The organism is Flagellimonas chongwuensis, assembly GCF_013376415.1.
Classification (GTDB): Bacteria; Bacteroidota; Bacteroidia; order Flavobacteriales; family Flavobacteriaceae; genus Flagellimonas; species Flagellimonas chongwuensis.
Window position 1 is genome coordinate 859,203 of sequence record NZ_WYET01000001.1, and the last position, 24,529, is coordinate 883,731.

Genomic DNA, 24,529 nt, shown 5'->3' on the forward strand with positions numbered 1-24,529 from the left:
CACGGATAAAAAGGCATAAGTGGATAATATAATTTTCTTCGATAAGTTCGAATATCTATTTTTCAGTTTCTTTTTTATCAGCCAAAAAATAACCATTGTGGGTATAGAATAAACAAAACCAACAATAATCATGGTAAGTATTATATCAAAAGAACCGTAAAAACTCAGAGTGTCACTAAAGTTTGAATCAGTTACTATAGCTCCTAAAATTAATGCTATCAATAGTGGTGAGATGACTATTGTGAATAACCAAATTGTGATTATATATTTCATTGGCTTGTTATTCAAGTTGAAAAATATAGAATTCAGAACTTCTTTTACTGGTTCGTTGTCCCATTTTTGTTTCTCAGTTCCCATTTCCAAATAAGCCCATCATCCGGGTCGTTGATTTCTTCAACTTTTTCAAAACCACATTTCAGCAGCACTTTGGTTGAAGGGTTCTCAAATCCGAGGGTGTGTGCAATTATTGTTTTTACGCTACTGTTCTTAAACGCATTTTCAATAAGCCCTTTTGTCATTTCAGTTGCTAGCCCTTTATTACGGTAGGCCGGAGCGATTTCATATCCAAGCTCAACGGTTCCATCTGACGTTGGTTTTCCTTTGTAACCACCGCTTCCTATCAATCTGTTATCCTTTTTGTGAATGGGGAAATAGGTCCACCAATCTTTTTCATCTTCATTTTCCGTAAGCTTGTCAAGTGAGTATTGTAAAGCGCCAACTCCAAACTCTGTCCAATTGTCTTGTATGGTAACACCTAACTTTTGGGCAATGCTATCATTTCCTTTAATAGCTGCTTTTAAAATTTCACTGTTACACGGAATTAGTCTCAAGTGTTCTGTCTCAACTGTAGCCATTAACTGAATTTTAGGTCTTCGCTGAGTTAAGTTAGAGGTTTTCCGGTCGAAACTAAGGAAGAAATTGACCAATGCCTTGTTTGAATTGACGGATGCTATAATTTTCCCATATCCTCAAACAATGTCCACTCATTTGGATCTAAAACAACGGAATCGGGTCGGTCTTTGCTTTCCAATTGGATGTTTTGGTTGCGCTGGTCCAACTCAATGGTTTTTATGGTCAGTTTCCCATCTTTTACCACACCTATTTCCAAAGGAAACTCAAATACATGGTGGTCCTGTAATTGCTGCAGGGTGAGATTGATTTTTCCATCGGCGTAATTCCACTTCCATTTAATCTGCGGGTGGCCTTTTATAAACAGCCATTGCTCAAAAAAGGACGCCAAATCTTCTCCAGATGTCTCTTCCATCACCTCTCTAAAATCATCCGTAAGCACATTGCTGTTTTGATACTCGGTATAATAAGTTCTGATACCTTTCCAGAATACACCATCACCCAATTTGTGACGTAGCATGTTCAATACCCAACCTCCTTTTTGATAAGTGTTGGTGCTCAACACCTTCATTGGGTCCTTAATGGTAAGGTCAACAATGGGGACGGGGTTTTTTCGGTAATACTCAAAGATTTGCCGTTTATCGATGGCCAACTCCTCTTTTCTGCGGTCATCACCATATTCGTTTTCTAAATAGAGAATGCAGAAATAGGTTGCAAAACCCTCACTCAACCACACATGGTTCCAGCTTTTTTCGGTTGCTGAATTTCCAAACCATTGATGTGCAATTTCGTGCGCAATCAAAGGTTCAACTGTTTTGTTTCCTGTCACCGAATTTTCAAAATAAGCGATGGTGCCTGCATTTTCCAGTCCACCCCACTGTGTTTTCGCCTGCATATTGGCCAGTTTGGCATACGAATAAGGTCCAATATGATCTATAAAATATTCCAGCACATGTCCTGCTACTGTATAATCGCTAAAACCCTCCAACCGGTTCTGTGGATATACCCATGCCGTAACCTCAATTCCATCAATGTTGTCCACGACTCGTGAAGCAAATTCTGTAACACCAATCGTCATTACTTTTGTGGCTACTGGGGCAGGCTCGCTATAAATCGTGAGTTTAAAGCCATTTTCAAGATTACTTTCCTCCACTTTTTTGCCCGTTGCCACCACATCGTATTGTTCTGGGGCAGTGATCCGGAATTCCACACTGGCCTTGTCGTATGGATGGTCTACAGACGGCAACCAATGCCTAGCCAAGTTGGGCCAATTGTCTCCAAAAAAAGAGCGCTTACCATACTTAGTGGTATCAATGACCAAGCCTTTTTCGGGCACCCCCTGATATTTGATGGTGAACGTTTGTACGGAATCCTTTGAATTTTTAGGAACGATGTTGATTTTGTTATTGGTGTAAGTATAGTTCGCCTTGATGTTTTGTTCTAATACTTCGGTGACTTCCATGCCAAATTCTCCCGATTTTTGGATGAGGTCCAAAGCAAATGGAACCATACCCTCCTTAAAACGAACTGTTACTTCGGTCTCCCCTTTGATTTTGTTGGAAGCATCATTCAATTGAAGGGCAAAAACATAGTTTTGAATATCTACCGATTCATTTTTGGCATAGAGGTCTTGGGCATTTCCAGTGAGGCAAGCAAAAATAAAAGTGAATACAAAGGTTACACTATGTTTCATTGAGTATTGTTTGGGGCAATTTTTATTTTCTTTTTTCCACAGTAACCCATGTTTTATCAAATCCGATTGCTTCAAGTATTTTGTCCTTATTCAAAGCTTTCGGGGGCTTCAGTTTTAAAATTAAACTGCTTGTCGGCACTTCTTCGATAATTGTGAATTGCGAACCGTGAGGTTGCCAAACGAATCTTTTGTTATCCGTTCCTTTGTGGAAGCCTTCGAGGTTTCCGTTCTTATTCCAAGAGAATTCAAATAGTTCTGGGTCGTATCGAACGGTGTCATATTCGAAAACGGCGACCTGAGTTAAATCATTTGACTTTACGAGAACCACGGTTCTTAAGTGTTTAAACTTTTCGCGAATTGAAGAAACTCTTTCGTTCCAAATTTCAAGAACTTGTTCGCCAACTTCATCTGGGTCAGCAGAGGTGTCGATTGTACCACCATAAGAGTAGACTATCGAATTCCGACCTGAAATAAGTCGTACCTTATTCAGGTTTCTGAAGTCTTTTACTCCCGATTTTACTGTCTTAGCACCCCAAGCCGTGTTGCCTAAAACCACATCATCAAGTCCAACGTTTGAAGGTTTCCAATCTGCGCCAATGCAATGCGCGAATATTTCTTCCCATTCTGAACCTTCAAGAACTCCTTTACCTTTAGAGGCAAGCAGATAAACAATTTCTCGTCCAAGTATGTACGGAAACTCCGAACCAAATTCATTAAGAGGATAAGGTGGCAGAGATTTATTAACGGTCCGAAGTTTTGGTGATTTTTTACTCATTAATTCGGATTATATTTTAAATCGTATTCTCTTAAAACTGCCGCTTGGTCTAATGAAGTTGCGACATAGGGTAGAAGCTTCTGAACAACAGCTTTTATCATGTTGACTGGTACTGCATTTCCTGCTTGTCTTTTAGCTTGTCCATCGCTGACCACAATTTTAAACCAATCAGGAAAACCTTGAAGTCTTAGCATTTCTCGGGGTGTTAAACGTCTTTCTCCATTAACCAAAAGGTAGTTGTATGAGGCACCTGCTCTTAACGCACAGGAAAATGGATATGACGAAATATTACCTGACTTGTTCTCGTGCCAAATCGAAGGATAGAATGAAGATTTATGGCTTTCTTTTCTTTTGTTCTTTATGTAGTCCGAAGCGAAATGCTTTTTGTCAACTTTCTTTTCTAAGATTTCAGTTAGTGGCTTAAAGGGTTTGATTGGGTCTGGATATGTGAACATTATCGGTTGTTTGTGTCCGACAATTACAATTCTTTCTCTCTTTTGAGGAAGCCCGTAATCAAGAGCGTTTAATACGCTGTATTGAACATGATAACCGAGGTCTTTTAGGGATTTTAAAATTACTTTGAGCGTATTCCCTTTATCATGCCCGACAAGTTGTTTAACGTTTTCAAGGATAAATGCTTTTGGCTCTTTTTCCTTAATTATTCGGGCAATGTCAAAGAACAGAGTTCCCCGAGTGTCGTTTAACCCTTTCATCTGACCTATAATGCTGAATGGTTGGCAAGGAAAACCTGCAAAAAGAATATCATGGTCAGGAATTTCTTTTTCGTCAACTTGAGTAATGTCGCCATGTGGTCGTTCACCAAAATTAGCTTCATAACTGTCCTGAGCAAACTTATCAATGTCTGAAGAAAAGACACATTCTGCGTTAATTTCCTGCTCTTCGCAAGCTTCTTCAAAAGCTATTCTGAAACCACCGATTCCGCAGAAAAGGTCAATAAATCGTATTTGTTCTCTACTTTCATACATAAGTCAAATTTACTTTCGTTTGTGGCAACTTAAAAGTCTGTCTGCTACTTTTTGTTAACATGGTTACTGTCGTTTTTAATTATCCCAACGGTTAGCTAAATATCGTTTCAATGGTTTTTAGCGTACGATAAGTGAAGTTAGTATTTTTCGGGTTCAAATTCTAGCTACAATTCATCAATGCCCCCATTAGGATTGATAAACCAGAAATCAACACTTGATAAGTAGTGGTATCTTTAGGAATCTAAGGATTTCTCCATTTTTTCTTTTATCTGTTTCAAGCACAGATTGCCCAAGCTGCCTTCGTGGGTATGTTCTATATCCCGTTTGGGCTTAAAGTTGCCATTTTCGATCGCTTTGCCCATGGTTTTGTAGGCATCACGGAACGGCATGCCACTTTTTACAAGCTCGTTTAAAGTGTCCACACTAAAGAGGTAATCGTATTTGGGGTCTTCCAAAATGGCCTTGTTCACTTTGATTTCCTTTAAACTGAACGTCATCATTTCCAAACAGGCATGCATGTCCTGCAAAGCAGGAACAATTACTTCTTTCACCAATTGGAGATCCCTGTGATAACCACTGGGTAAATTATTCATGATCATAATCAATTGGTTGGGTACCGCTTGAATCTTATTACATTTTGCCCTAATGAGCTCAAACACATCCGGATTCTTCTTGTGCGGCATAATGCTGCTTCCAGTGGTCAGCTCGTTAGGGAACGAGATAAAATTGAAGTTCTGGCTCATGTACAGGCAAATGTCCATCGCCATTTTGGATAGGGTAGCGGCAACGCTGGAAATTCCGAAGGCCGTTGCTTTTTCCACTTTGCCACGACCCATTTGGGCGGCCACTACATTGTATTTCAATGTAGAAAATTCCATTTCGGCAGTGGTGAAACTTCTATCGATAGGGAAGGAGCTTCCATAGCCTGCGGCACTTCCCAAAGGATTCTGGTCGGCAGCTTTATAGGCGGCCTGTACAAAGTATAGGTCGTCTATCAAACTTTCGGCATAGGCAGAAAACCAAAGTCCAAAGGAGGATGGCATGGCAATTTGAAGGTGGGTATAGCCAGGAAGCAATACATTTTTATGTTTGTCCGCCAATTTCATCAGCAAATCGAAGAGTTCCTTTACTTGATCTTTGATTTCCGTCAATTCATCTCTGAGGAACAATTGCATAGCCACCAAGACTTGGTCGTTCCGTGAACGTGCCGAATGGATTTTTTTACCGGTATCGCCCAATTTTTCCGTCAGCATAAATTCGATTTTGGAGTGCATGTCCTCAAAATCGTCTTCTATGGCAAACTTTCCTTTTTCGATGTCCTTGGCAATTTCATCCAAAGCTTTTACTAGTTCTTTGGCCTCATCCTCGGATAACAGTCCAACTTTACCCAACATTTTGGCATGTGCCTTGGAGGCGATTACATCATATTTGGCTAAGACCAAATCCAGTTCGCGGTCGTTGCCCACGGTAAAATGGTCTATCTTTTTATCGGTACTGAATCCTTTATCCCAGAGTTTCATACTATTCAATTATCAGTTGTCAATGAGCAATAAACGATAGATGAATGTAAATTGCTGATTGGTCATTGTTTATTGTAAAAATCCCGTTAGGGTTTTGATGTAAATATCTATGCCCTCCTCAATTTCCCTCACGAAAATAAATTCGTTGGCGGAGTGTGATCTTGTACTGTCACCTGGCCCCAATTTTACGGATTGACAGGTCAAAGCAGCCTGATCGGATAAGGTGGGCGAACCATAGGTTTTTCTGCCCAGTGCCAATCCACTTTTTACCAATGCATGATCGGGATCAATGCAGGATGAGTTTAGCCGCAGGGAACGGGGTGTCATTTTGCATGGGGCTTCTTTTTGAAGGATGTCCGAAATCTCTTGGTTGGAGTAGCAATCGTTTACCCTTACATCCACAACTAAATCAACTTGTGCAGGAACTACATTGTGCTGTTTACCTGCATTTATTTGGGTAACGGTCAATTTTACTTCGCCCAAGGCATCGGATACTTTATCAAACGAGTAATCCTTGAACCATTGTAATGTTTCAATAGCATTGTAGATGCAGTTGTCATCATTCGGGTGTGCCGCGTGCGATGGTGTGCCAGAGACAACCGCATCAAAAACCACCAATCCCTTTTCTGCAATCGCCAGGTCCATCAATGTGGGTTCGCCTACAATGGCCACATCAATTTGTGGTAAAATTGGAAGCAGGGCCCTAATGCTTTTCTCTCCCGCGTCCTCCTCTTCACCAGTGGCAGCCATAATAATATTGTGACTTAGCCCTTCTTTTTCATAAAAATGAACAAAGGTGGCCAATAGCGACACCAGACATCCGCCTGCATCATTACTGCCAAGACCGTAAAGTTTGCCGTCTTCGATATGGGCATCAAATGGGTCTTTGGTATAGGCGCTGTTCGGTTTTACGGTATCGTGATGGGAGTTGAGCAACAGGGTCGGTTTGCTCTCATCAAAATATTTGTTGAAAGCATAAATATTGTTGTGCTGTCTCTTGGTCTCGATACCAAAGCTTCTCAAAAATGCCTCTATCGCATCCCCTGTTTTGTCTTCTTCCCCGGAAAAAGATTGGGTGCGAATGAGTGTTTTAAGAAGTTCAATGGCTTTTTCCGTTAATATGTTTTGGGTTATGTTCATAAAGTCAATGTCGTATATTCAGAATTGTTGGCTTCGAGCATGTTCGTGTTTCCAACACATACTTTGGAAACGTTGTTCCGTAATGCGTAAAAACAATTGTGCATTTTGGGCAACATACCATCAGCAATGATGCCGTATGCCAATAACTCGTCGTACCCTTTTGAATCGATGTGCTTTATGACTGAGTTTTCGTCCTCGATATCTTGAAGCACCCCTTTTTTCTCGAAGCAATAATAAAGGGTAGTCTCAAATTGGTCGGACATGGCGATGGCGATTTCCGCGGCAATGGTATCGGCATTGGTGTTCAACATTTGTCCGTTACCATCGTGGGTCAAGGCACAAAATATGGGTGTGAAACCTGCCTGCAACAATTTAAAGATTCCGTAGGTGTTCACGGTGTCCACATCGCCCACAAAACCGAAATCTACATTTTTCTTGGGTCTTTTATGGGCACGTATCGCATTGGCGTCGGCACCGCTCATTCCAATGGCATCGGTACCCAACGATTGCAATTTGGCCACTATTTTTTTACTGTACAATCCTCCGTAGACCATTAGGGCAATATCGAGGGTTTCAGCATTGGTAATGCGTCTGCCGTTGACCATTTTGGATTCCACCCCCATCTGATTGGCCAATTCGGTAGCTTTTTTGCCTCCGCCATGGACCAAAATTTTGTTGCCGTCCATTTTGGAGAACAGGTCCAATACCTTTTTGCATCCTGCAGCATCTTCAATAAGATTGCCACCAATTTTTACTACGGATAATTTCTGTTTCATTTTATGTATTTATAATTCCTCCATCTATGGTCACTGTGGTTCCTGTAATCCAAGAACTATCCTCGGAAACCAAGAAAAGTACAAGTTTAGCAATATCCTTGGGCGTCCCCAACCTTTTTAACAATGTAGTCCTTTTCGCATTTTCGACAGCAGTATCTGGATTCTCAAAAGCTTGGGCGGATTCCCACAACAAAGGGGTGTCCACAGGGCCTGGACAAATGGCATTCACTCTGACTTTTGGCGCATAATCAACTGCCATTTGCTTCATCAGGGCTACGGATGCAGCTTTGGAAGCACAATAAGCGGGATGGTTCGGGAAACTCTTGAAGGCTGCAATTGATGCATTGATTAAAATATTGCCTTGCGGTTGTTTTTGCAACTGTGGAAGTGCGTATTTACAAAGGTAAAAGATGGAACTCAAATTCGTATCGATGGTGTGCCGCCACGAATCAATGGACAGCTCTTGGACATTTCCCAATCCAAGAATGCCCGCATTCAATGATAGGATGTCCAGCTTGCCATGGGTTTCCATAGCGGTTTGCACCAATTTTTTGTTGTAGGATGGGTCGGTAACATCACCTGGAACAAAAAGCACATTGTTAAGGCCGTTTTCCAATGCTTTGCCACTTTCTTGGTTGCGACCAGAAAGTACTAGCTTGGCCCCTTCAGAAGAAAAGGATTCGGCAATGGCTTTTCCTATTCCACTGGTTGCGCCTGTAACTATGCAGACCTTGTCCTTGAGTTTCATTTTTCCTCCAATATTTTTTTCAATACAATCTGTGCGGAATAAATCCTGTTGTTGGCCTGTTCCACCACCAATGATTGTTCTCCGTCCAAAACGGAGTCCTCCACAATCATGTTTCTTCGAACGGGAAGGCAGTGCATAAACTTGGCATGTCCCAATTTTTCTTTGGTAATGGTCCAGCTTTTATCCTTGTTCAATACTTTTCCGTAATCGGAATAGCTGCTCCAGTTTTTCACGTATACAAAATCCGCATCTTCCAGTGCCTTGTCCTGATCGTATTCAATTGTGCAACCTTGAGTCAGTTCTGGATTAAGTTCATATCCTTCGGGATGAGTGATGACAAAATCGGCATCCTGCAGTTTCATCATCTGAATAAAGGAATTGGCCACCGCATGTGGCAATGCTTTGGGGTGGGGTGCCCAGGACAAAACTACTTTCGGTCTCTTTTTTACTTCATTCTCCTTCAAAGTAATGGCATCGGCCAAAGCCTGAAGCGGATGCCCTACGGAACTTTCCATGTTCACCACTGGAATTGTGGCATATTTGGCAAATCCATTGATTACCTCCTCGGCTTCGTCTTTTTCTTTGTCCACCAAACCTGCAAAAGCGCGAATGGCTACAATGTCGGAATATTGGGAAACCACTTGTGCGGCCTCTTTGATATGTTCCGAAGTGCCTTGGTCCATTACAGTGCCATCACCATATTCCAGCGCCCAGCCTTCGTTGCCGAAATTCATGATCATTACTTCCATACCAAGGTGCATGGCCGCCTTTTGCGTGCTTAAACGGGTCCTAAGGCTATTGTTGAAAAACAACAGACATATGGTTTTACGTTTGCCCAAATCTTCAAACCGATATGGGTCTTTTTTTAGGGTTATTGCTTCATCTACCCAATCGGGTAGGGATTCTATATCGTTTACGGATAAATAATGCTTCATTATAATGCTTTTTTCAGCGCTTCAAAAAATAGGTCAATGTCGTTTTTAGTGATGTTCAGTGCTGGTAAAAATCGCAACAATTTTTTGTTTTTGGCACTTCCGGTGAATATGTGCTGCTCCATGATCATTTTTTTACGGAGCTCGGCCACTTCAAAATCAAATTCCAAGCCTATCATCAATCCTCGGCCCTTTACTTTTTTAATTTTGGGTATTTCGGCTGCTTTTTCCTTAAAATACGAACCAAGTGTTGAGGCGTTCTCGATTAAATGCTCATCTTCCAAAACTTCCAATACCGCCAAACTGGCTGCGCACGCCAAATGGTTACCACCAAAAGTGGTTCCCAAAAGACCATATGATGGCTTAAATTTTTCATGTATCAAAATACCGCCTACGGGAAAACCGTTCCCCATGCCTTTGGCAATGGATATGATGTCGGGTTGTACACTTCGACTCCGCTCAGTGTCCAAATGGTGCTGAAATGCAAAGAACTTACCACTACGTCCGTATCCTGACTGTACTTCGTCCGCAATTAGGACAACATTGTGCTTGTTACATTTTTTGGCTATAAACTGAAAGAACTCTGTGGTAGGCTCGTCCAATCCACCAACACCTTGAATTGCCTCTAAAATAACGGCGCAATAGGTGCCAGTTTCAATGGCTTTTTCAAAGGCATTAAAATCGTTCAATGCCAAGAAAGTGACCTCTTGTTGCCTGTTAATGGGCGCATTGATGCTCGGGTTGTCCGTGGCGGCAACAGCAGCAGAAGTTCTTCCATGAAAACTATTGGTAAAGGCGATTACTTTTGATTTTCCTGTGTGGAACGAGGCCATCTTTAGTGCGTTTTCGTTGGCTTCGGCGCCCGAATTACACATAAAAAGGTCATAGTTTTCACAACCAGACAAATCACCTAGCTTTTGTGCCAATGCTTCCTGCAATGGGTTTTGTACCGAATTGCTGTAGAAGGCCATTTGGTCCAATTGTTCCTTGATTCGTTTTACGTAGTGCGGATGTGTATGGCCAATGGAGATTACGGCATGACCACCATAAAAATCCAAATATTTTTCCCCTTTGTCGTCCCAAACCTCAATGCCCTTGGCCTTTACTGGAGTGACATCATATAATGGGTATACATCAAATAGTTTCATAATTTCTTATTTGTCATCTCGAGCGTAGTCGAGAGGTAAACTTACTTTTTTAGGTCTCGCATCTCGACTCCGCTCGATGTGACAGCTCGACCTGATATCTTTATCCTTTTCTGATTTGACTGATTTTTTCGAACGAGGATACAATTCCCCTGATCAATGATGAGCTCAATCCTTGATGTTCCATTTCGTTCAAACCTTCAATGGTGCATCCTTTTGGGGTGGTCACGCGATCAATTTCTTCTTCTGGGTGACTGCCCGATTCTATCAATAGGCTTGCGGCTCCGTTACAGGTATGCATAGCAAGTTCTTGTGCCTCCTTGGCATCAAACCCCAATTGAATGGCTCCTTGTGTGGTAGCACGTATCAAACGCATCCAAAATGCGATTCCGCTCGCGCAGATTACGGTGGCCGCCTGCATTTGGTCCTCTGGGATTTCCATGGTATGTCCCATTCGGTTGAAAATGGCCTTGGCCAAATCGATTCGTTTTTTGCCCAATTCGTTGCTGCAAATACAGGTCATGGATTTGCCAACGGAAATTGCAGTGTTGGGCATACTTCGGATGATAAATTTATCCGACCCGATGATTTCTTCAATCCTAGGGATTTTAAAACCTGTGATGGTACTGATGATCACATGTTTTTCGGTAAGTAGGTCTTTGGTTTCGTTCAATATTTTGTCAAAATGACCTGGCTGCACCGCAAAAATCAAAATATCCGAATTCCTTACCGCTTCCTTATTGTCCGACGTCACGGTAACTATTCCATATTTTTCAAACTCCTGAATAGATCTGGTGTTTCGTTTAGTGAGGTACATGGTAGTGGCCCCGTTGCTGTGCAAAATGCCCTTTGCAATGGCCAAGCCCAAGTTTCCTGCTCCTATAATGGCTATTTTCATGATGGTTTATTTTAAAAGACGCCTGCCTTCAACAACAGACCTTCGGTTTCAGGGAAACCGAACATTAAATTCATATTCTGTACAGCTTGTCCGGATGCACCTTTCAATAAATTATCAATGACCGATGTAACCAAAAGAATATCATCGTGCTTGTGCAAATGGATGTGGCACTGGTTGGTGTTCACTACTTGTTTTAGATGCAGTTCTTTATCCGACATGTGGGTGAATGCAGCGTCTTTGTAAAAATCGTTGTACAGCTTCTTCGCATCCTCTAAATTGCCGTTGTATTTGGTGTACGCCGTGGCCAAAATTCCACGGCTGAAGTTGCCGCGATTCGGTAAAAACATCAATTTGCCCACGGAATTTCCGAAAGAGTTCAAACTTTCTCCAATTTCTCCCAAATGCTGATGGGTAAAAGGTTTGTACCAAGAAACATTATTGTTCCTCCAGCTAAAATGGGATGTTTCCGATAATCCTACGCCCGCTCCGGTACTGCCGGTGACGGCGTTGATATGTACATCTTCCCCAAGTAAACCTGCTTTAGCCAGAGGCAAAAGCCCCAATTGGATGGCTGTCGCAAAACAACCAGGGTTAGCAATGGCCTCCGCTGATTGAATGGAAGATCTGTTTAGTTCTGGAAGCCCGTAAATAAAACGTTGCCCATTAAAAACCGAATCTGCTTGCAGTCTAAAATCATTGCTGAGGTCAATGACCTTTGTTGAGGCCGAAAAATGGTTCTCTTTCAAAAATGAAGTTGAATTGCCATGGCCCAGGCATAGAAAAACTACGTCGACCTCTGGGTTGATCTCACCGGAAAATTGGAGATCGGTAAGTCCTAATAAATCTTGATGTGCTGAGCTAATCGGTTTTCCCGCTCTTGTGGTGCTATATACAAAATCGATTTGGGCCTGAGGGTGGTTGAGCAGAATCCTGATCAATTCCCCGCCAGTGTACCCCGACCCTCCTATGATTCCTGTTTTAATCATGAATCTTGGTTTACGTGGTTGGCTATTTTCCCTGAGTTCGACAAAATTTTGATAAAGCCCTTGGCATCATCGGCCGTCCATCCTTTGTTCATTTCGCCATAGCTTCCAAAGGAAGCATTCATCAAATCGTGTTCGGAAGTGATCCCGTTCAGCTCAAATCGGTAGGGGTGTAGGGTAATGAACACATCTCCGGAAACATGCTTCTGGGTATCTGTCAAAAAGGCTTCGATGTTTCGCATTACTTCATCCAGATAGTTACCTTCATGCAACAACATACCATAAAAATTGCCCATTTGTTCCTTTTGGAACTGCTGCCATTTGCTCAAGGTATGTTTTTCCAACAGGTGGTGCGCCTTAATGATGATCAATGGGGCGGCAGCTTCAAAACCAACCCTTCCCTTAATACCTATGATGGTGTCTCCTACATGGATATCCCTGCCTATGGCATATTTTGAAGCAATGGCGGACAACTTCTCGATATTGGCCACTGGGGTGTACTGTTCGCCGTCCAGAGCGACCAATTCCCCTTTTTTAAATGTGAGCTTCAGAACTTTTGATAGTTCTTTTTCCAATTGGCTCGGATAGGCGCTTTCCGGCAATGAGAGGTGAGAGGTCAACGTTTCGTCGCCTCCAACGGATGTTCCCCATAAACCACGGTTAACGGAATATTTGGCTTTTTCCCAAGAGTAATCTATACCGTTTTGTTGTAGGTAGTTGATTTCCTCTTCCCGGGCCAATTTTTTGTCCCTGATGGGGGTGATTATGGTAATCTCCGGTGCCAATATTTGAAAGATCATATCAAATCTTACCTGATCGTTACCCGCTCCGGTGCTTCCATGCGCTATATGCTTTGCACCAATTTTTTTGGCATGGTTTACGATCTCGATTGCTTGTACGATTCGTTCCGCACTCACCGAAAGGGGATAGGTGTTGTTCCGCAATACATTTCCGAAGATCAAAAATTTTACTACTTTTTCATAAAACGTGGCTACGGCATCTATGGAAGTATAGCTGGAAGCACCAAGAGCAAGGGCTTTTTCTTCGATTTCCTTTATTTCGTCCTTGCTAAAACCTCCTGTGTTCACACTTACTGCATGTACCTCATATCCTTCTTCTTGAGATAGATATTTGGCACAGTATGAAGTATCCAATCCGCCGCTATATGCTAAAACTAATTTTTCCATTTCTTGATTCTTTATGTTGTAACATCGAGCGTAGTGGAGATGTATTTGTTTGCACTAGAGCTCGAATTAATATTTTATTTGTCTTTCTTCTTTAGAAACAGTTGTTCCTTTATGCTTTTAAGGCGTTGAAATGCCTTGTTGTTCAATTTTTTGGTTTCCTGCTTTTTTGATGCTGGATCGTACAACATTCCCGTGCAAAGGCACATTTTTTTCTCCGTACGTGTTAGGATATCAAAGTTTTTGCAGGTCTGGCAGCCTTTCCAGAATTCGGGGTCATCCGTAAGTTCGGAAAATGTAACAGGTTTATAACCCAGCTCGTAGTTCATTTTCATAACGGCCAGTCCAGTGGTAATGCCAAATATTTTGGCCTCGGGGAATTTTTTTCGAGAAAGGTCAAAAACAGCTTTTTTAATCTGTTTGGCCAATCCTTGGTTTCTGTAATCGGGATGTACGATCAAACCGGAGTTGGCCACAAAGTCTTTGTTGCCCCATACTTCGATATAGCAGAAGCCGGCAAATTTATCGCCATCCAAGGCAATTATGGCATTGCCGTTCTGTAGCCTTTTTATAATATATTCTGGTGTGCGTCTGGCGATACCTGTGCCGCGGACTTTTGCCGATTCGGTGATGGTATCACTTATGATCTGTGCGTATTTAAAATGAGATTCGTTAGCAACAATAATTTCCATTGCAAGCGATTATTCTGAAAAAATTAAAAAAAAATAGATTTGGTCGTTCTGCGGAAATGGACTCACCTATTTCCAATTGATATAATGCACCCTTACGGGCGACGACGACGGGGGGTAAATGGACTGATGGGAGCAGCAATGCTCAAAGAAGAAAATATGTACTCGTGTCCTTTCATTATGAAGGCTAAAGTACAAATTAATTCGAATTGTTCTGAAGTTGTGGTTACTTTTTGAAGAAATATAACTTTTTCGGCCTGCTTCCTATCATTTCATAAATAAAAAAGCCGATGACCAGAATATATTCAATCGCCAATAACCATAAACTCTCCTTATTGTCTGGATTGGTGTAGGCATAATAACTCAAAATGATAGCACAGGACCAGACCAAGGGAAACCGATAGTCGGTGAAGATGGCAAAGCCCAACAAGAAGACTACGTACCAAGGATGAACCGTGGTAGATAGAAAATAATAGCAGGCCAGTGCAAATACCATGGAGGTAATAAGGCTTTCCAAAGTCCTGTTTTTGCGAATAAAAGCGAACAATAGGATTAAGACAAGTACAATTTTTTGAATTAACGAACCGTAGGAGTCAATCAATTCCCAAGGTTTGGCTTCGAAATAGTTTACGGCAATCTTTTTTACCACGTTGTAGATGCTGGCATTGAACTCGAAATTGGAAAACCATAATCCGACGGTGTCCGTATAGTTATCAATAAAAACGGAAGAGTAAAATGGAAGAAGTAAAGCGGCACAAGCCAGTAGGACGAGGGAGTAAAAAACGGCACTTTTTTTAAACCCGAGATATTTTATAAAAAGTGGCAGGAACATCAATGGCATTAGTTTGACCATTATGGATAGGGCATAAACCGGTGTAGCCCATAACCATTTGCTCTTGGCCATAAGATATAAGGCCCACACGAAGAAAAATAACATGACACCTTCAAAATGAAGGTTGCCCGTGATTTCGATGATGACCAATGGGTTCAAAAAATACCAAAATGCCAAATGGTTGGCCTTGTTCATGTTTTGCAGCAGCTTTCTTCCAAAGTAGAGCACGCCAAAATCGGCAATGACTACGATTAGACGCATGGCAATTGTGGCGCCCAAGACACTTCCGCCTCCCAAGAAAACGGCAAGGGCAAAAAGTATTTGGTTAACGGGCGGATAGTTGCTATAATGTCTTGCATTAAGGTCGGTCATTCCCGCGTACAGTTCGTTCATGCTTGGGAACGATACAGTTCCTTGTTCCATGATTTGGTCGGGTGTGTACAGATAGGGATTGATACCGTTTTTGATGAGTTCGCCATCCCAAATAAACCGATAGAAATCCTGCGAAAGATTGGGTTCTGCCATCAGGAATACCAAACGGAACACTATTCCAGCCACTAATAGGAACTTGAAATTCCATTTTTCGAACTGAATAATTTTGGAGGTGAGGTAAAAAAGTGCACCAAATAGCATGAACAGCTTAACAAAATCGGTGCGGACCAAATTGTAAGCAAAGCTCCAGTAGAATAAAATACAAGCGACCGCAAATAATATCGGGTATCTATGCAGTCGCCAATAAGATTGCATTGTGGTGTTTTATGCCTTGGAAGTTAAGGAATTAAAGAATACAAAACCAAAACCTAGGAACAACATTAAGTGGAAAGGAAACAATCCATAGTCGTTCAATGGGATGGCACTGTACATTCCAAAAAGGAAATAAATCATCAAGGCAAACTCCAAGATCATATTGGGCGATAATTTTTTGGTCAAATATTTATTGCCTTTCCAAGTATCCTTTATACTGTTGATGTTGAATTTTGGTGTACGTACAAACTCGCTTCGTTTACCCAAGTGTCCTTCCAAAACAGCTACGGTATTGTGCAATGAGAAGCCCAATGCAACGGAAAAGAAGGTAAAGAACAGTTTAATATAGTCTACAAAATTATCAAAGCTGCTGCCCTGTATGCTCTTATAGGTAAACCAATAGCATACGAACAGGATAATGGTACTCAAAATAAAGAAGCTTGTTACCTCGAACACCCACCCTAAATGACCATAGGTGTTTTTAATATAGAGCATAGGAATGCTCAACAAGGCCACGATGAACACGCAAAGGAACATGGAACTGTTCAAAAGGTGCATTACTCCGTGGAATTTGGTTTTAAAGGATATGTTTTTGGCCGTAATAACGCTCAATACGGTTTTTCTGAAGTTTTCGGCCCCGCCTTTGTTCCAACGGAACTGTTGTGAACGTGCGGCGCTGATAACTACGGGTAGCTCGGCTGGCGTTTCCACGTCCTCCAAATACTTGAACTTCCAGTTTTTTAATTGGGCGCGATAGCTTAAATCCAAATCTTCGGTTAGGGTGTCGCCTTCCCAGTTACCAGCATCAAGGATACACTGTTTTCTCCAGATACCTGCTGTACCATTAAAGTTGATGAAGTGTCCTTTGGAATTTCTTCCGACTTGTTCCAAGGTGAAATGTGCATCCAAGGCAAAGGCCTGGATACGGGTCAAGGTAGAGTAATCTCTGTTGATGTGTCCCCAGCGGGTCTGTACCACACCGATTTCTTGATCTTTAAAATAGGGAACGGTTTTCTTGAGCCAATCTGCTTCAGGCAAAAAGTCAGCATCAAAAATAGCGATAAAGTCACCTTTGGCGATTTCCAATCCTTCTTTTAGTGCACCGGCCTTGAAACCTTGTCGGTTTTCTCTTCGGATGTGCTTAATATCCAATCCAGTTTCTTGAAGTTCAGTAACTCTACGGGCCGTTTCGATGACAGAATCGTCGGTGGAATCGTCCAATACTTGTATCTCCAATTTACTTTTTGGATATTCTATTTTGGCAATGTTGTCCAGCAAACGCTCCATTACATATTCCTCGTTATAGATGGGAAGTTGAATGGTAACGTATGGGATTTCCTTGGGATCGAGAAGGTTGAATTTTGGGGCTTCCTCGTTTCGTTTTTTATAGCCTAGATAATTGATCAAAAGATTCAATTGAGCAAGGCTGTAAAAGAATATTAAAACTAAGGCGGTACTATAAATAGCAATGATGATGTAAACGATAGCGAGTCCCATTATTTTAAACTGTATTTAAAGATCCAACCCAATATTTTTATGCCAGCAAATATAGTACCTTTTACCGTACCAGAAACTTTTGAGACACCAATTCTTCGTTTGTAACGCACTGGTACTTCGATGTATGACATTTTTTTTCTTAAAATTTTTAACTGCATTTCCACTGTCCAACCGTACGTAGTGTCCTGCATTTTTAATTCTTTGAGCTTTTCATATTTTATCGCCCTAAAAGGTCCTAAATCCGTAAATTTTGACCTAAAAAACAATCTCATTAAGAATGTGGCCAATTGGTTCCCAAAAACCTGTTGTGGGGTCATTGATCCCGGTTCACGAAGTGATTTTTTTCGCGCTCCCACCACAAAATCGATGTCATTTTCCAAAATAGGGGCAACAATCTTATCCAATTCCTCTGGATAATCTGAATAATCTCCGTCGATAAATACGATGATGTCGGGTGTTTTGGATCGTTCGGATAGGTAATTTAATCCCTTTAAGCAGGCAAACCCATAGCCCTTGCGGTTTTCTGTGATTACGGTGGCGCCAGCTTTTTTTGCATTGGCTACGGTATCGTCTTCGGAACCGTTGTCAACCACTACAATTTCTGATACATGATCAGGGATTTCGGAAACTACCAAACCAATGGAATCTCCTTCGTTGATTGCGGGAATAATTACTTTGATATCAGCCATTGGCCGGGAATCGATTTAGTTAGTGTTTGCAGGATCAAAACTAAACCAATAAACCGAAAAAATGTTAAGGATATCTAAAAATAAAAGAGGTGGGATATAGTTTTATTGGATGTTTAGTTTTTGTTCACTAACGTCATCAAATCCACATCATTACCCAATAAAACTTGATTACTATCTATTCTTTTGTCCAATGGACCGTTCTCTAATTTAAGTACACCACGTGGACATACTGCGGAGCATATTCCACAGCCCACACAACTGGCACGTACAATGTTTTCACCTTTTTGAGCATAAGCGCGTACATCGATGCCCATTTCGCAATAGGTGGAACAGTTTCCGCAAGAAATGCATTGTCCGCCATTGGTGGTAATCCTGAATCGGGAAAATAGTTTTTGCTGAAAACCGAGGATGGCGGCCATTGGGCAGCCGAATCTGCACCATACCCTGCTACCAAAGATGGGATAGAAGCCTGTTCCGATAACCCCCGAAAATATGCTCCCAATCAAAAAGGAATACGATTTACGTAGCGTTCCTGATTTGAAAAGAAAAACCTCTCCGTCACCACTAAAAAAGTGAAAACTAATCAAGGCAATGATGATTATAAAGTAACCGATGGCCCCGTACTGTGCATCTTTTTGAAGCTGGTCTCTTTTAAAGATCATGGCCCAACCAAAAACTAAAGTAAGTAATACGGCAACGCCAATTAAGAAAGAGCTTTTGGTCAACCAGTATTTGCTGGTATCGGTGCCCAAATAGGAGTAGATTACGGCAGTGGTCATCAAAGTTACGAATACCACAACGCTGTGCACCACCCAGCGTTCCACTTTCCATGCAAAGGTGGATTTATCGCTTAGCTGTCTGAAGGAATCTCCCGCAGTTTCTGCCAACCCCCCGCAACCGCAGACCCAGGAGCAGTACCATCTTTTACCATATTTATAGGTTAGGATGGGGGTTATCACAAAAATGGACAGGATACCGAAAATCAAAAGGGCGAAACCAATTTCCCCCGAAGTTAAGAACGCTTTAATCCGATAGCTTTCAAAATTGTAATAATTGAGGGGCCAAATATTTTTAAGGTCGTAATAAGGGAGGCTGCCACCATCCAAAATTTTATGTCCGTTCAAGCGGGCCATCAATTCAGGGATGATGAAGGCGAAGGCCAATTGAAAAAACATCACGCTCCACGTTCTTAATCTTTCGTAACGGTTATGGCGGTATTTCCACAGGAACTTGATGCCGAAAACTAAAATAGCCACGGTGTACAGCGTGCCGTAAACAAACCATTGACTTGCCGGATTACCGTTCAATACTTTGCTAAGCGGGTCAAAAAGGCCGATTACACCTTTGTTGTCTCCTTCGCTGACAAGACCAAGATATTCTGGATAAAAATAAAGTACAATATAAAAACCTGTCAGGGCCAACCCTGCTAGCCACGCCCATAGTCCTCTGCTGGAAATGGACTTGAACCAAACGCCATCATTTTTAATGCCAGGGATTTTTTGGGAATACGCATCCCATGAAAACCAAATAGTTCCAATACTGATAGCCAATAAGGACATGGTCAGCCACAAAGTTTTATTAGGAAAATTGACGTTAAAAATGGCCAATAGCAAAATACCCATTCCCGAAAATCCCAATAGGACGGCAAGTTTTTGAGCAATGCTCAAACTTTTTGGTGGTTCGCCGGTTAGGGCCATGCTTTTATGATATGTTTGACTGTTCATTGTTTGTTGTTTCTTTATTCAGATATTTTCCAATTGGAGATGACTTTTCCAATGTTGCTTATCCTAGCTTTAATTGTTTTTTGACTAATAGTTCCGACCAACTTCCCAAAATCAAAATTTATCTTTTTATGGGTTTAAACTTTTAAAAAACCATTAACCCTGAACCATAAACCAATCAATTCAGTTGGAAGATGCGTTTTAGGTTTTTCTTTTTCAGGTTGATGGATTTTGTAAAATCGGAATTGTATTTTGAAACAATGTCCGATTCAAAACCCTTGTAAAATTCAGGATCAAAATTGGCGTCCCTCAGATGCTCCATCACATAATCGATACTTTTACTTTCGCTTAGCCATCGGTCAAAAATTTCATGGCGCAAACGAATCCCAAAGGTGTTGATGCCCAACAACGTTTCGGAAACCTTATCAAAAGCTATGGTAATGCACAGTTTTTCTTTGGGATGTTTCCAATGGAAATGCACTTCGTTCTCTTTTTTTCTTTTTTCCGAAAATACCCAACCATAGGTTTGATATTCAATATCCAAGAACTTGGCGGAGTTGAACCAATGCCCGGGCTTGTATTCCATTCTATTACCGCAGATGGTCTGGGCCAGTGTTTCGCCCATCATCCGACCTGTGTACCAAACCGCTTCAATTGGGCGTCGATGGCCAATGGCTTCGTGCTGTTCCGCACAATCACCAATGGCGTATATATCATCAACATTCGTCTCCAAAAACCGGTTCACTTTTACACCACGCCCCAATTCGATGCCCGAATCCATCAGAAAATCAATATTTGGGGTAACGCCAGTGGTTAAACCAACGAGATTACATTCAATTTCTTCACCTGTTTCTATCAAGGTCACGGATTTCACTCTTCCGTTTTCGTCCGGATTGATTTGCTTTAGCGAGGCACCCAGGCGCAAATCAATATGGTGTTCCCGAATGTGTTCGTTGATCATTTCCGATTCGCCCGTAGGTAGCACGCTGTTCCAAAAACTCTTCTCACGCACCAAAAAGGTAACGGGAATATTCCTAGTACGGAGCATTTCGGCCAATTCGATTCCGATAAGCCCACCACCGATAATTACTGCTCGCTTACAGATATTGTTGTTGGGAGCGTTCTCTTCCAGGAGTTCCAGGTCTTGCTTGGAATACAGTCCTTGAACGCCGTCCAAATCTTGACCGGGCCATCCAAATTTGTTGGGTTTAGATCCTGTGGCAATAATAAGTTTATCGTAAGGGAGGTCTGCAGCACAATCAAGCTGTATGAATTTTTCTTTGGTGTTGACGTTGGTAACGTACCCTTTTATTAAATCGATTCGGTTCTTTTTCCAAAAGTGGTTCTCGTAGGGTTGGGTATGTTCAAACTTCATGTGGCCCATGTAGACATACATCAAAGCCGTTCTGGAAAAAAAATATTCAGATTCTGCGGAAACAATGGTGATTTTTTTGTCAGAAAGCTTTCGAATGTGCCTTGCGGCTGTAACGCCAGCAATTCCATTTCCAATAATGACGATGTGTTCCATGGGTTGGGTTTGATTGTTTTGTATGTCGAGTTTTGCGGAAAGAACTTAACAGTAAAATGAAAATTAATAAGAATTTGGCAGCTAATAGCTGTTTTAAAATTATTATTTTTAGAGGGGGTTCACAGTTAGTATGAAGAAGCTATATTTTTTATGGGTTATTGTTTTTGCTTCTTGCGCCAGTAGTAAGATTGACAAAGTCAATGGTGTCAGTTTTGTCTCGTCTAGAGAGGAAGTGGCGCAGCATCACATTGACCCAGTTCTTGATGTGCAGGCTAACTATGCGGCCATAATGCCTTTTGGATTTATTCGTGATCTGGATTCTCCAGAACTGATTTTCAATACGGATAGACAATGGTTTGGGGAGCGAAGAGAAGGTGCGAAGCAGTATATAGAAAAGCTGCATCAAAATGGGGTAAAGGTGATGGTAAAGCCCCAAATCTGGATTTGGGATGGAAAATTTACCGGTAACATGAAGATGGCATCCGAAGAAGAATGGCAAAAACTGGAGGCTTCCTACGAGGATTTTATTCTGCTTTATGCTGAAATGGCGGAGGAAACCAGGAGTGATATTTTTTGTATAGGTACGGAGCTGAAGACCTTTGTGATGGAGCGACCTGATTTTTGGAACCAGCTCATTGTAAAGGTCCGTGATGTTTATAGCGGTAAAATCACATATGCCTCCAATTGGGACGAATATGATGATACTCCTTTTTGGGCTGAATTGGATTATATTGGCGTGAATGCTTATTTCCCGTTATGCGAAAAACAAAATCCTACAATTGAAACACTAACGCTGGGCTGGCAGCCTTGGAAGACTAAAATGCGCGAACTTGCAAGAAAAGAGGGCAGGCCAATCTTATTCACTGAGTTCGGATACCGAAGTATGGATTTTACGGGCAAGAAACCTTGGTTGGTGGACCGCAACCAAGAACGGGTGAACCTAAAGGCGCAAGCCGATGCAACGCAAGTAATATTTGATCAATTTTGGAACGAAGACTGGTTTGCAGGAGGGTTTGTTTGGAAGTGGTTTATGCAGCATGATGAAGTTGGCGGTATAGAGGATAACCGCTTTACACCGCAGAACAAACCGGCTGAATCCGTTATACGGAGACAGTATGCCCACGGAAAGAAATCAAGTCTTTAGGAACAAGGAAAGGTTTGTCGGAAATTTTGGACTAATTCGTGACCATGCTATGTGTTTTTTCCCCATATTTGCAATACATCCCACCCAAAAACATACAGCAATGAGACTAAAATTATCCCTTCTTTTTTGGGTATGGGCCTGTACATTTATTTTGGGACAGGAAAGTACCTATTACAATGTGGTTGCCGAACAGGGTGACGGTATTTTTTCGCTGCTGCGCAAACAAGGTCTTGACCCTGCCAAACACTACGGGGAATTTTTGGAATTGAATTCTGATAAAATAGCAGAAGGAACCGCCCTCAAACTGGGTGAAGAGTACAGGGTTCCTTATGCGGATGATTCCTTAAAGAAAACTGGCGTAATGGTCGAGACGGTAAAAGACTCAGAAACTCCCATTTTTGATAAGGAACTGGCTCAGATGTCCCTTAAAAGTGATAAGCTGAAAGATGCTGTATACTATCTTATTGTTGAGAATAGCTCTGAAACGGATAACGGCTTTGTGAATGATGTTACGCAACGTATTGCAAGAGAATTAATATTGAATGGAGCCCATGTGTATGTTATGGGTGATCACTTGATAAGTGACTCAGAGGATAAAGAAGTTTCTATTGACAATACTTTTGGAGACTATGTACAGGTCATCAACAAAAGATACATAAAGAACACTGGAAAATACCAACGGGTGTTGTTGATCCGCACAGAGAATGTAATCGAGAAAGGTAACATGGCAGTGGCTGTATACCACTATGACAAAAGCATCCAAGGCCAACGTTTTGCAGAGAATATACAGAATGTATTCAGGGAGAACAACGTTTCCAGCACCACTATTGATGAATCCAGTTTGGTTTTTGAGGACAAAAACAGCTTGTATCTGGCTACAAATATTCTCCCCGCCATTAGTATAATGACGATAGAGAATACGAGTCAGACATCTAAAAGCAAGATATCACTCAAACCAAATAAAAAAGAATTTGCCGATTTGATCAGCAATGGCATTATTAATGATTATGTTGATTTAGAATTCGAGAACTAAATGAGATTTTTACAGCTTACCACATTTTTAAGTGTTTTGTTTTTGGCACAGTCCACCCTATGGGGCCAAGAGGAATTTCCCAAGGTCATGGCGGAAGAAGGTGATGGTATTTATTCGTTACTGCGAAGACACGGGGTGAGCCCAACAAAACATTACAACAACTTTGTGAAACTAAATGCAGAGGATTTGGGCGAGGATGAATCCTTGATTCTGGGCAGGCAGTATATGCTGCCCGATACTTTGGAAACAAAAACGGTTGAAACGGTAGAAGAGGGAATCACCTATTCCATTTTTGGGGAGGATTTTAAAAAGGTGGACAAGGCAAGTTCAAGATTAAAAAATACAGTGTATTATTTGATTTCCGGCCATGGTGGCCCCGACCCGGGAGCCATAGAAAAGCATAATGGTAAATTGATTGCAGAGGATGAGTATGCCTATGATGTGACTCTAAGATTGGCTCGAGAGCTGATATCCCACGGAGCAGATGTGCATATTATAGTGCAAGATGAGAATGATGGCATTCGGGACAAAAGAGTCCTTGAATTGGATACGGACGAAACCGTTCAGTCACAGCCTATTCCTTTAGATCAATTGGAACGATTGAAGCAGCGAACCAAAGCGGTCAATGACCTGTACGCAAAGAATACAGGGAAATACCAACGCCTTTTGGTCACACATGTAGATAGTAGGGGCGAGGGCACTAATATCGATGTGTTTTTCTACCATCACGAAAAGAGTACCAACGGAAAAAGGCTGGCAGAGAGCATTCACCAGACATTTTTAAGAAAGTATAAAAAATTCCAGCCCAACCGACTGTACAACGGAACTTTTATGGAGAGAAGCAGTTTGTACGTAGTTAAAAACACGCTCCCCGCCATGGCCTATATCGAAATAGGCAATATCAGAAGCAAAAAAGACCAACGTAGAATCCTAGACCCAGATAACCGCCAGGCACTGGCCAAATGGATTTCCGAGGGAATTTTGTTGGATTATGAGTCTTCTAAAGAAGCTGTTTCCAAATAA

General features: G+C 41.7%; 22 protein-coding genes. 3 read left to right on the forward strand and 19 right to left on the reverse strand.

Annotation, left to right across the window (positions count from 1 at the left end; genetic code table 11):
• Positions 1-317 precede the first annotated feature (317 nt).
• The 19 genes from GUA46_RS03755 to GUA46_RS03845 all read right to left on the reverse strand — a co-directional run bounded on the left by GUA46_RS03755 (position 318) and on the right by GUA46_RS03845 (position 21,329).
• The gene (locus GUA46_RS03755; protein WP_176619346.1) at positions 318-854 is read right to left on the reverse strand and encodes a GNAT family N-acetyltransferase; all 537 of its coding nucleotides are present in this window, start codon (positions 852-854) and stop codon (positions 318-320) included.
• A gap of 95 nt (positions 855-949) precedes the next feature.
• A complete protein-coding gene (locus GUA46_RS03760; protein WP_176619347.1) occupies positions 950-2,542 on the reverse strand; it encodes a M1 family metallopeptidase in 1,593 nt (530 codons plus the stop codon).
• Positions 2,543-2,564: 22 nt separating this feature from the next.
• A complete protein-coding gene (locus GUA46_RS03765) occupies positions 2,565-3,317 on the reverse strand; it encodes a hypothetical protein (RefSeq protein ID WP_176619348.1) in 753 nt (250 codons plus the stop codon).
• Positions 3,317-4,303: a DNA cytosine methyltransferase gene (locus GUA46_RS03770; protein ID WP_176619349.1), complete on the reverse strand. Its 987-nt coding sequence runs from the start codon at positions 4,301-4,303 to the stop codon at positions 3,317-3,319. Before GUA46_RS03770 ends, GUA46_RS03765 begins: the two co-directional genes overlap by 1 nt.
• A 233-nt stretch (positions 4,304-4,536) precedes the next feature.
• On the reverse strand, positions 4,537-5,823 hold the full coding sequence (argH, locus tag GUA46_RS03775; RefSeq protein WP_176619350.1) for an argininosuccinate lyase: 1,287 nt from the start codon (positions 5,821-5,823) through the stop codon (positions 4,537-4,539).
• A 69-nt stretch (positions 5,824-5,892) separates the two neighbouring features.
• Positions 5,893-6,963, reverse strand: coding sequence for a M20 family metallo-hydrolase (locus tag GUA46_RS03780; protein WP_176619351.1), 1,071 nt, complete (start codon positions 6,961-6,963; stop codon positions 5,893-5,895).
• On the reverse strand, positions 6,960-7,739 hold the full coding sequence (gene argB, locus GUA46_RS03785) for an acetylglutamate kinase (protein ID WP_108245987.1): 780 nt from the start codon (positions 7,737-7,739) through the stop codon (positions 6,960-6,962). Before argB ends, GUA46_RS03780 begins: the two co-directional genes overlap by 4 nt.
• A gap of 1 nt (position 7,740) precedes the next feature.
• Positions 7,741-8,487: an SDR family NAD(P)-dependent oxidoreductase gene (locus GUA46_RS03790; protein WP_176619352.1), complete on the reverse strand. Its 747-nt coding sequence runs from the start codon at positions 8,485-8,487 to the stop codon at positions 7,741-7,743.
• Positions 8,484-9,422 (reverse strand): Rossmann-fold NAD(P)-binding domain-containing protein, encoded by a 939-nt coding sequence (locus GUA46_RS03795; protein WP_176619353.1) that lies wholly within the window; start codon positions 9,420-9,422, stop codon positions 8,484-8,486. The genes GUA46_RS03790 and GUA46_RS03795 overlap by 4 nt, the downstream gene beginning before the upstream one ends.
• Complete coding sequence (locus GUA46_RS03800) at positions 9,422-10,567, reverse strand: aspartate aminotransferase family protein (protein ID WP_176619354.1); 1,146 nt, start codon at positions 10,565-10,567, stop codon at positions 9,422-9,424. Before GUA46_RS03800 ends, GUA46_RS03795 begins: the two co-directional genes overlap by 1 nt.
• 100 nt (positions 10,568-10,667) lie before the next feature.
• The gene (gene proC, locus GUA46_RS03805) at positions 10,668-11,462 is read right to left on the reverse strand and encodes a pyrroline-5-carboxylate reductase (RefSeq protein ID WP_176619355.1); all 795 of its coding nucleotides are present in this window, start codon (positions 11,460-11,462) and stop codon (positions 10,668-10,670) included.
• Positions 11,463-11,473: 11 nt separating this feature from the next.
• Positions 11,474-12,448, reverse strand: coding sequence for an N-acetyl-gamma-glutamyl-phosphate reductase (gene argC / locus GUA46_RS03810; protein WP_176619356.1), 975 nt, complete (start codon positions 12,446-12,448; stop codon positions 11,474-11,476).
• Positions 12,445-13,632, reverse strand: a complete 1,188-nt coding sequence (gene argG, locus GUA46_RS03815; protein ID WP_176619357.1) for an argininosuccinate synthase — start codon at positions 13,630-13,632, stop codon at positions 12,445-12,447. The genes argC and argG overlap by 4 nt, the downstream gene beginning before the upstream one ends.
• Positions 13,633-13,706: 74 nt before the next feature.
• Positions 13,707-14,321, reverse strand: coding sequence for a GNAT family N-acetyltransferase (locus GUA46_RS03820; RefSeq protein ID WP_108245980.1), 615 nt, complete (start codon positions 14,319-14,321; stop codon positions 13,707-13,709).
• Between the two features lie 223 nt (positions 14,322-14,544).
• Positions 14,545-15,897 (reverse strand): MptA/MptB family glycosyltransferase, encoded by a 1,353-nt coding sequence (locus GUA46_RS03825; protein WP_176619358.1) that lies wholly within the window; start codon positions 15,895-15,897, stop codon positions 14,545-14,547.
• A 9-nt stretch (positions 15,898-15,906) separates the two neighbouring features.
• Entirely contained in the window at positions 15,907-17,391 is a 1,485-nt protein-coding gene (locus GUA46_RS03830) for a cellulose synthase family protein (protein ID WP_108245978.1), read from the reverse strand.
• The gene (locus GUA46_RS03835) at positions 17,391-18,080 is read right to left on the reverse strand and encodes a glycosyltransferase family 2 protein (protein ID WP_108245977.1); all 690 of its coding nucleotides are present in this window, start codon (positions 18,078-18,080) and stop codon (positions 17,391-17,393) included. The genes GUA46_RS03830 and GUA46_RS03835 overlap by 1 nt, the downstream gene beginning before the upstream one ends.
• A 113-nt stretch (positions 18,081-18,193) precedes the next feature.
• Entirely contained in the window at positions 18,194-19,804 is a 1,611-nt protein-coding gene (locus GUA46_RS03840) for a 4Fe-4S binding protein (RefSeq protein ID WP_176619359.1), read from the reverse strand.
• A 175-nt stretch (positions 19,805-19,979) separates the two neighbouring features.
• Positions 19,980-21,329 (reverse strand): NAD(P)/FAD-dependent oxidoreductase, encoded by a 1,350-nt coding sequence (locus GUA46_RS03845; protein ID WP_176619360.1) that lies wholly within the window; start codon positions 21,327-21,329, stop codon positions 19,980-19,982.
• Between the two features lie 130 nt (positions 21,330-21,459).
• On the opposite strand from GUA46_RS03845, the gene GUA46_RS03850 reads away from it, so the two are divergent.
• The 3 genes from GUA46_RS03850 to GUA46_RS03860 all read left to right on the forward strand — a co-directional run bounded on the left by GUA46_RS03850 (position 21,460) and on the right by GUA46_RS03860 (position 24,529).
• The gene (locus GUA46_RS03850; protein ID WP_176619361.1) at positions 21,460-22,473 is read left to right on the forward strand and encodes a glycoside hydrolase family 113; all 1,014 of its coding nucleotides are present in this window, start codon (positions 21,460-21,462) and stop codon (positions 22,471-22,473) included.
• Between the two features lie 100 nt (positions 22,474-22,573).
• Positions 22,574-23,506, forward strand: coding sequence for a hypothetical protein (locus GUA46_RS03855; RefSeq protein ID WP_176619362.1), 933 nt, complete (start codon positions 22,574-22,576; stop codon positions 23,504-23,506).
• Positions 23,507-24,529, forward strand: a complete 1,023-nt coding sequence (locus GUA46_RS03860; RefSeq protein ID WP_176619363.1) for an N-acetylmuramoyl-L-alanine amidase family protein — start codon at positions 23,507-23,509, stop codon at positions 24,527-24,529. It abuts the gene before it with no gap.

Excerpts from the sequence above, each read along its gene's own strand:
- GUA46_RS03795 (WP_176619353.1), bottom strand. The coding sequence starts at position 9,422 with ATGAAGCATTATTTATCCGTAAACGATATAGAATCCCTACCCGATTGG.
- GUA46_RS03845 (WP_176619360.1), bottom strand. The coding sequence starts at position 21,329 with ATGGAACACATCGTCATTATTGGAAATGGAATTGCTGGCGTTACAGCC.
- GUA46_RS03830 (WP_108245978.1), bottom strand. The coding sequence starts at position 17,391 with ATGGGACTCGCTATCGTTTACATCATCATTGCTATTTATAGTACCGCC.
- GUA46_RS03855 (WP_176619362.1), top strand. The coding sequence starts at position 22,574 with ATGAGACTAAAATTATCCCTTCTTTTTTGGGTATGGGCCTGTACATTT.
- argH (WP_176619350.1), bottom strand. The coding sequence starts at position 5,823 with ATGAAACTCTGGGATAAAGGATTCAGTACCGATAAAAAGATAGACCAT.
- argG (WP_176619357.1), bottom strand. The coding sequence starts at position 13,632 with ATGGAAAAATTAGTTTTAGCATATAGCGGCGGATTGGATACTTCATAC.
- GUA46_RS03825 (WP_176619358.1), bottom strand. The coding sequence starts at position 15,897 with ATGCAATCTTATTGGCGACTGCATAGATACCCGATATTATTTGCGGTC.
- GUA46_RS03800 (WP_176619354.1), bottom strand. The coding sequence starts at position 10,567 with ATGAAACTATTTGATGTATACCCATTATATGATGTCACTCCAGTAAAG.
- argC (WP_176619356.1), bottom strand. The coding sequence starts at position 12,448 with ATGATTAAAACAGGAATCATAGGAGGGTCGGGGTACACTGGCGGGGAA.
- GUA46_RS03780 (WP_176619351.1), bottom strand. The coding sequence starts at position 6,963 with ATGAACATAACCCAAAACATATTAACGGAAAAAGCCATTGAACTTCTT.
- argB (WP_108245987.1), bottom strand. The coding sequence starts at position 7,739 with ATGAAACAGAAATTATCCGTAGTAAAAATTGGTGGCAATCTTATTGAA.
- GUA46_RS03760 (WP_176619347.1), bottom strand. The coding sequence starts at position 2,542 with ATGAAACATAGTGTAACCTTTGTATTCACTTTTATTTTTGCTTGCCTC.
- GUA46_RS03850 (WP_176619361.1), top strand. The coding sequence starts at position 21,460 with ATGAAGAAGCTATATTTTTTATGGGTTATTGTTTTTGCTTCTTGCGCC.
- GUA46_RS03820 (WP_108245980.1), bottom strand. The coding sequence starts at position 14,321 with ATGGAAATTATTGTTGCTAACGAATCTCATTTTAAATACGCACAGATC.
- GUA46_RS03790 (WP_176619352.1), bottom strand. The coding sequence starts at position 8,487 with ATGAAACTCAAGGACAAGGTCTGCATAGTTACAGGCGCAACCAGTGGA.
- GUA46_RS03765 (WP_176619348.1), bottom strand. The coding sequence starts at position 3,317 with ATGAGTAAAAAATCACCAAAACTTCGGACCGTTAATAAATCTCTGCCA.
- GUA46_RS03770 (WP_176619349.1), bottom strand. The coding sequence starts at position 4,303 with ATGTATGAAAGTAGAGAACAAATACGATTTATTGACCTTTTCTGCGGA.
- GUA46_RS03755 (WP_176619346.1), bottom strand. The coding sequence starts at position 854 with ATGGCTACAGTTGAGACAGAACACTTGAGACTAATTCCGTGTAACAGT.
- GUA46_RS03835 (WP_108245977.1), bottom strand. The coding sequence starts at position 18,080 with ATGGCTGATATCAAAGTAATTATTCCCGCAATCAACGAAGGAGATTCC.
- GUA46_RS03840 (WP_176619359.1), bottom strand. The coding sequence starts at position 19,804 with ATGAACAGTCAAACATATCATAAAAGCATGGCCCTAACCGGCGAACCA.
- GUA46_RS03860 (WP_176619363.1), top strand. The coding sequence starts at position 23,507 with ATGAGATTTTTACAGCTTACCACATTTTTAAGTGTTTTGTTTTTGGCA.
- proC (WP_176619355.1), bottom strand. The coding sequence starts at position 11,462 with ATGAAAATAGCCATTATAGGAGCAGGAAACTTGGGCTTGGCCATTGCA.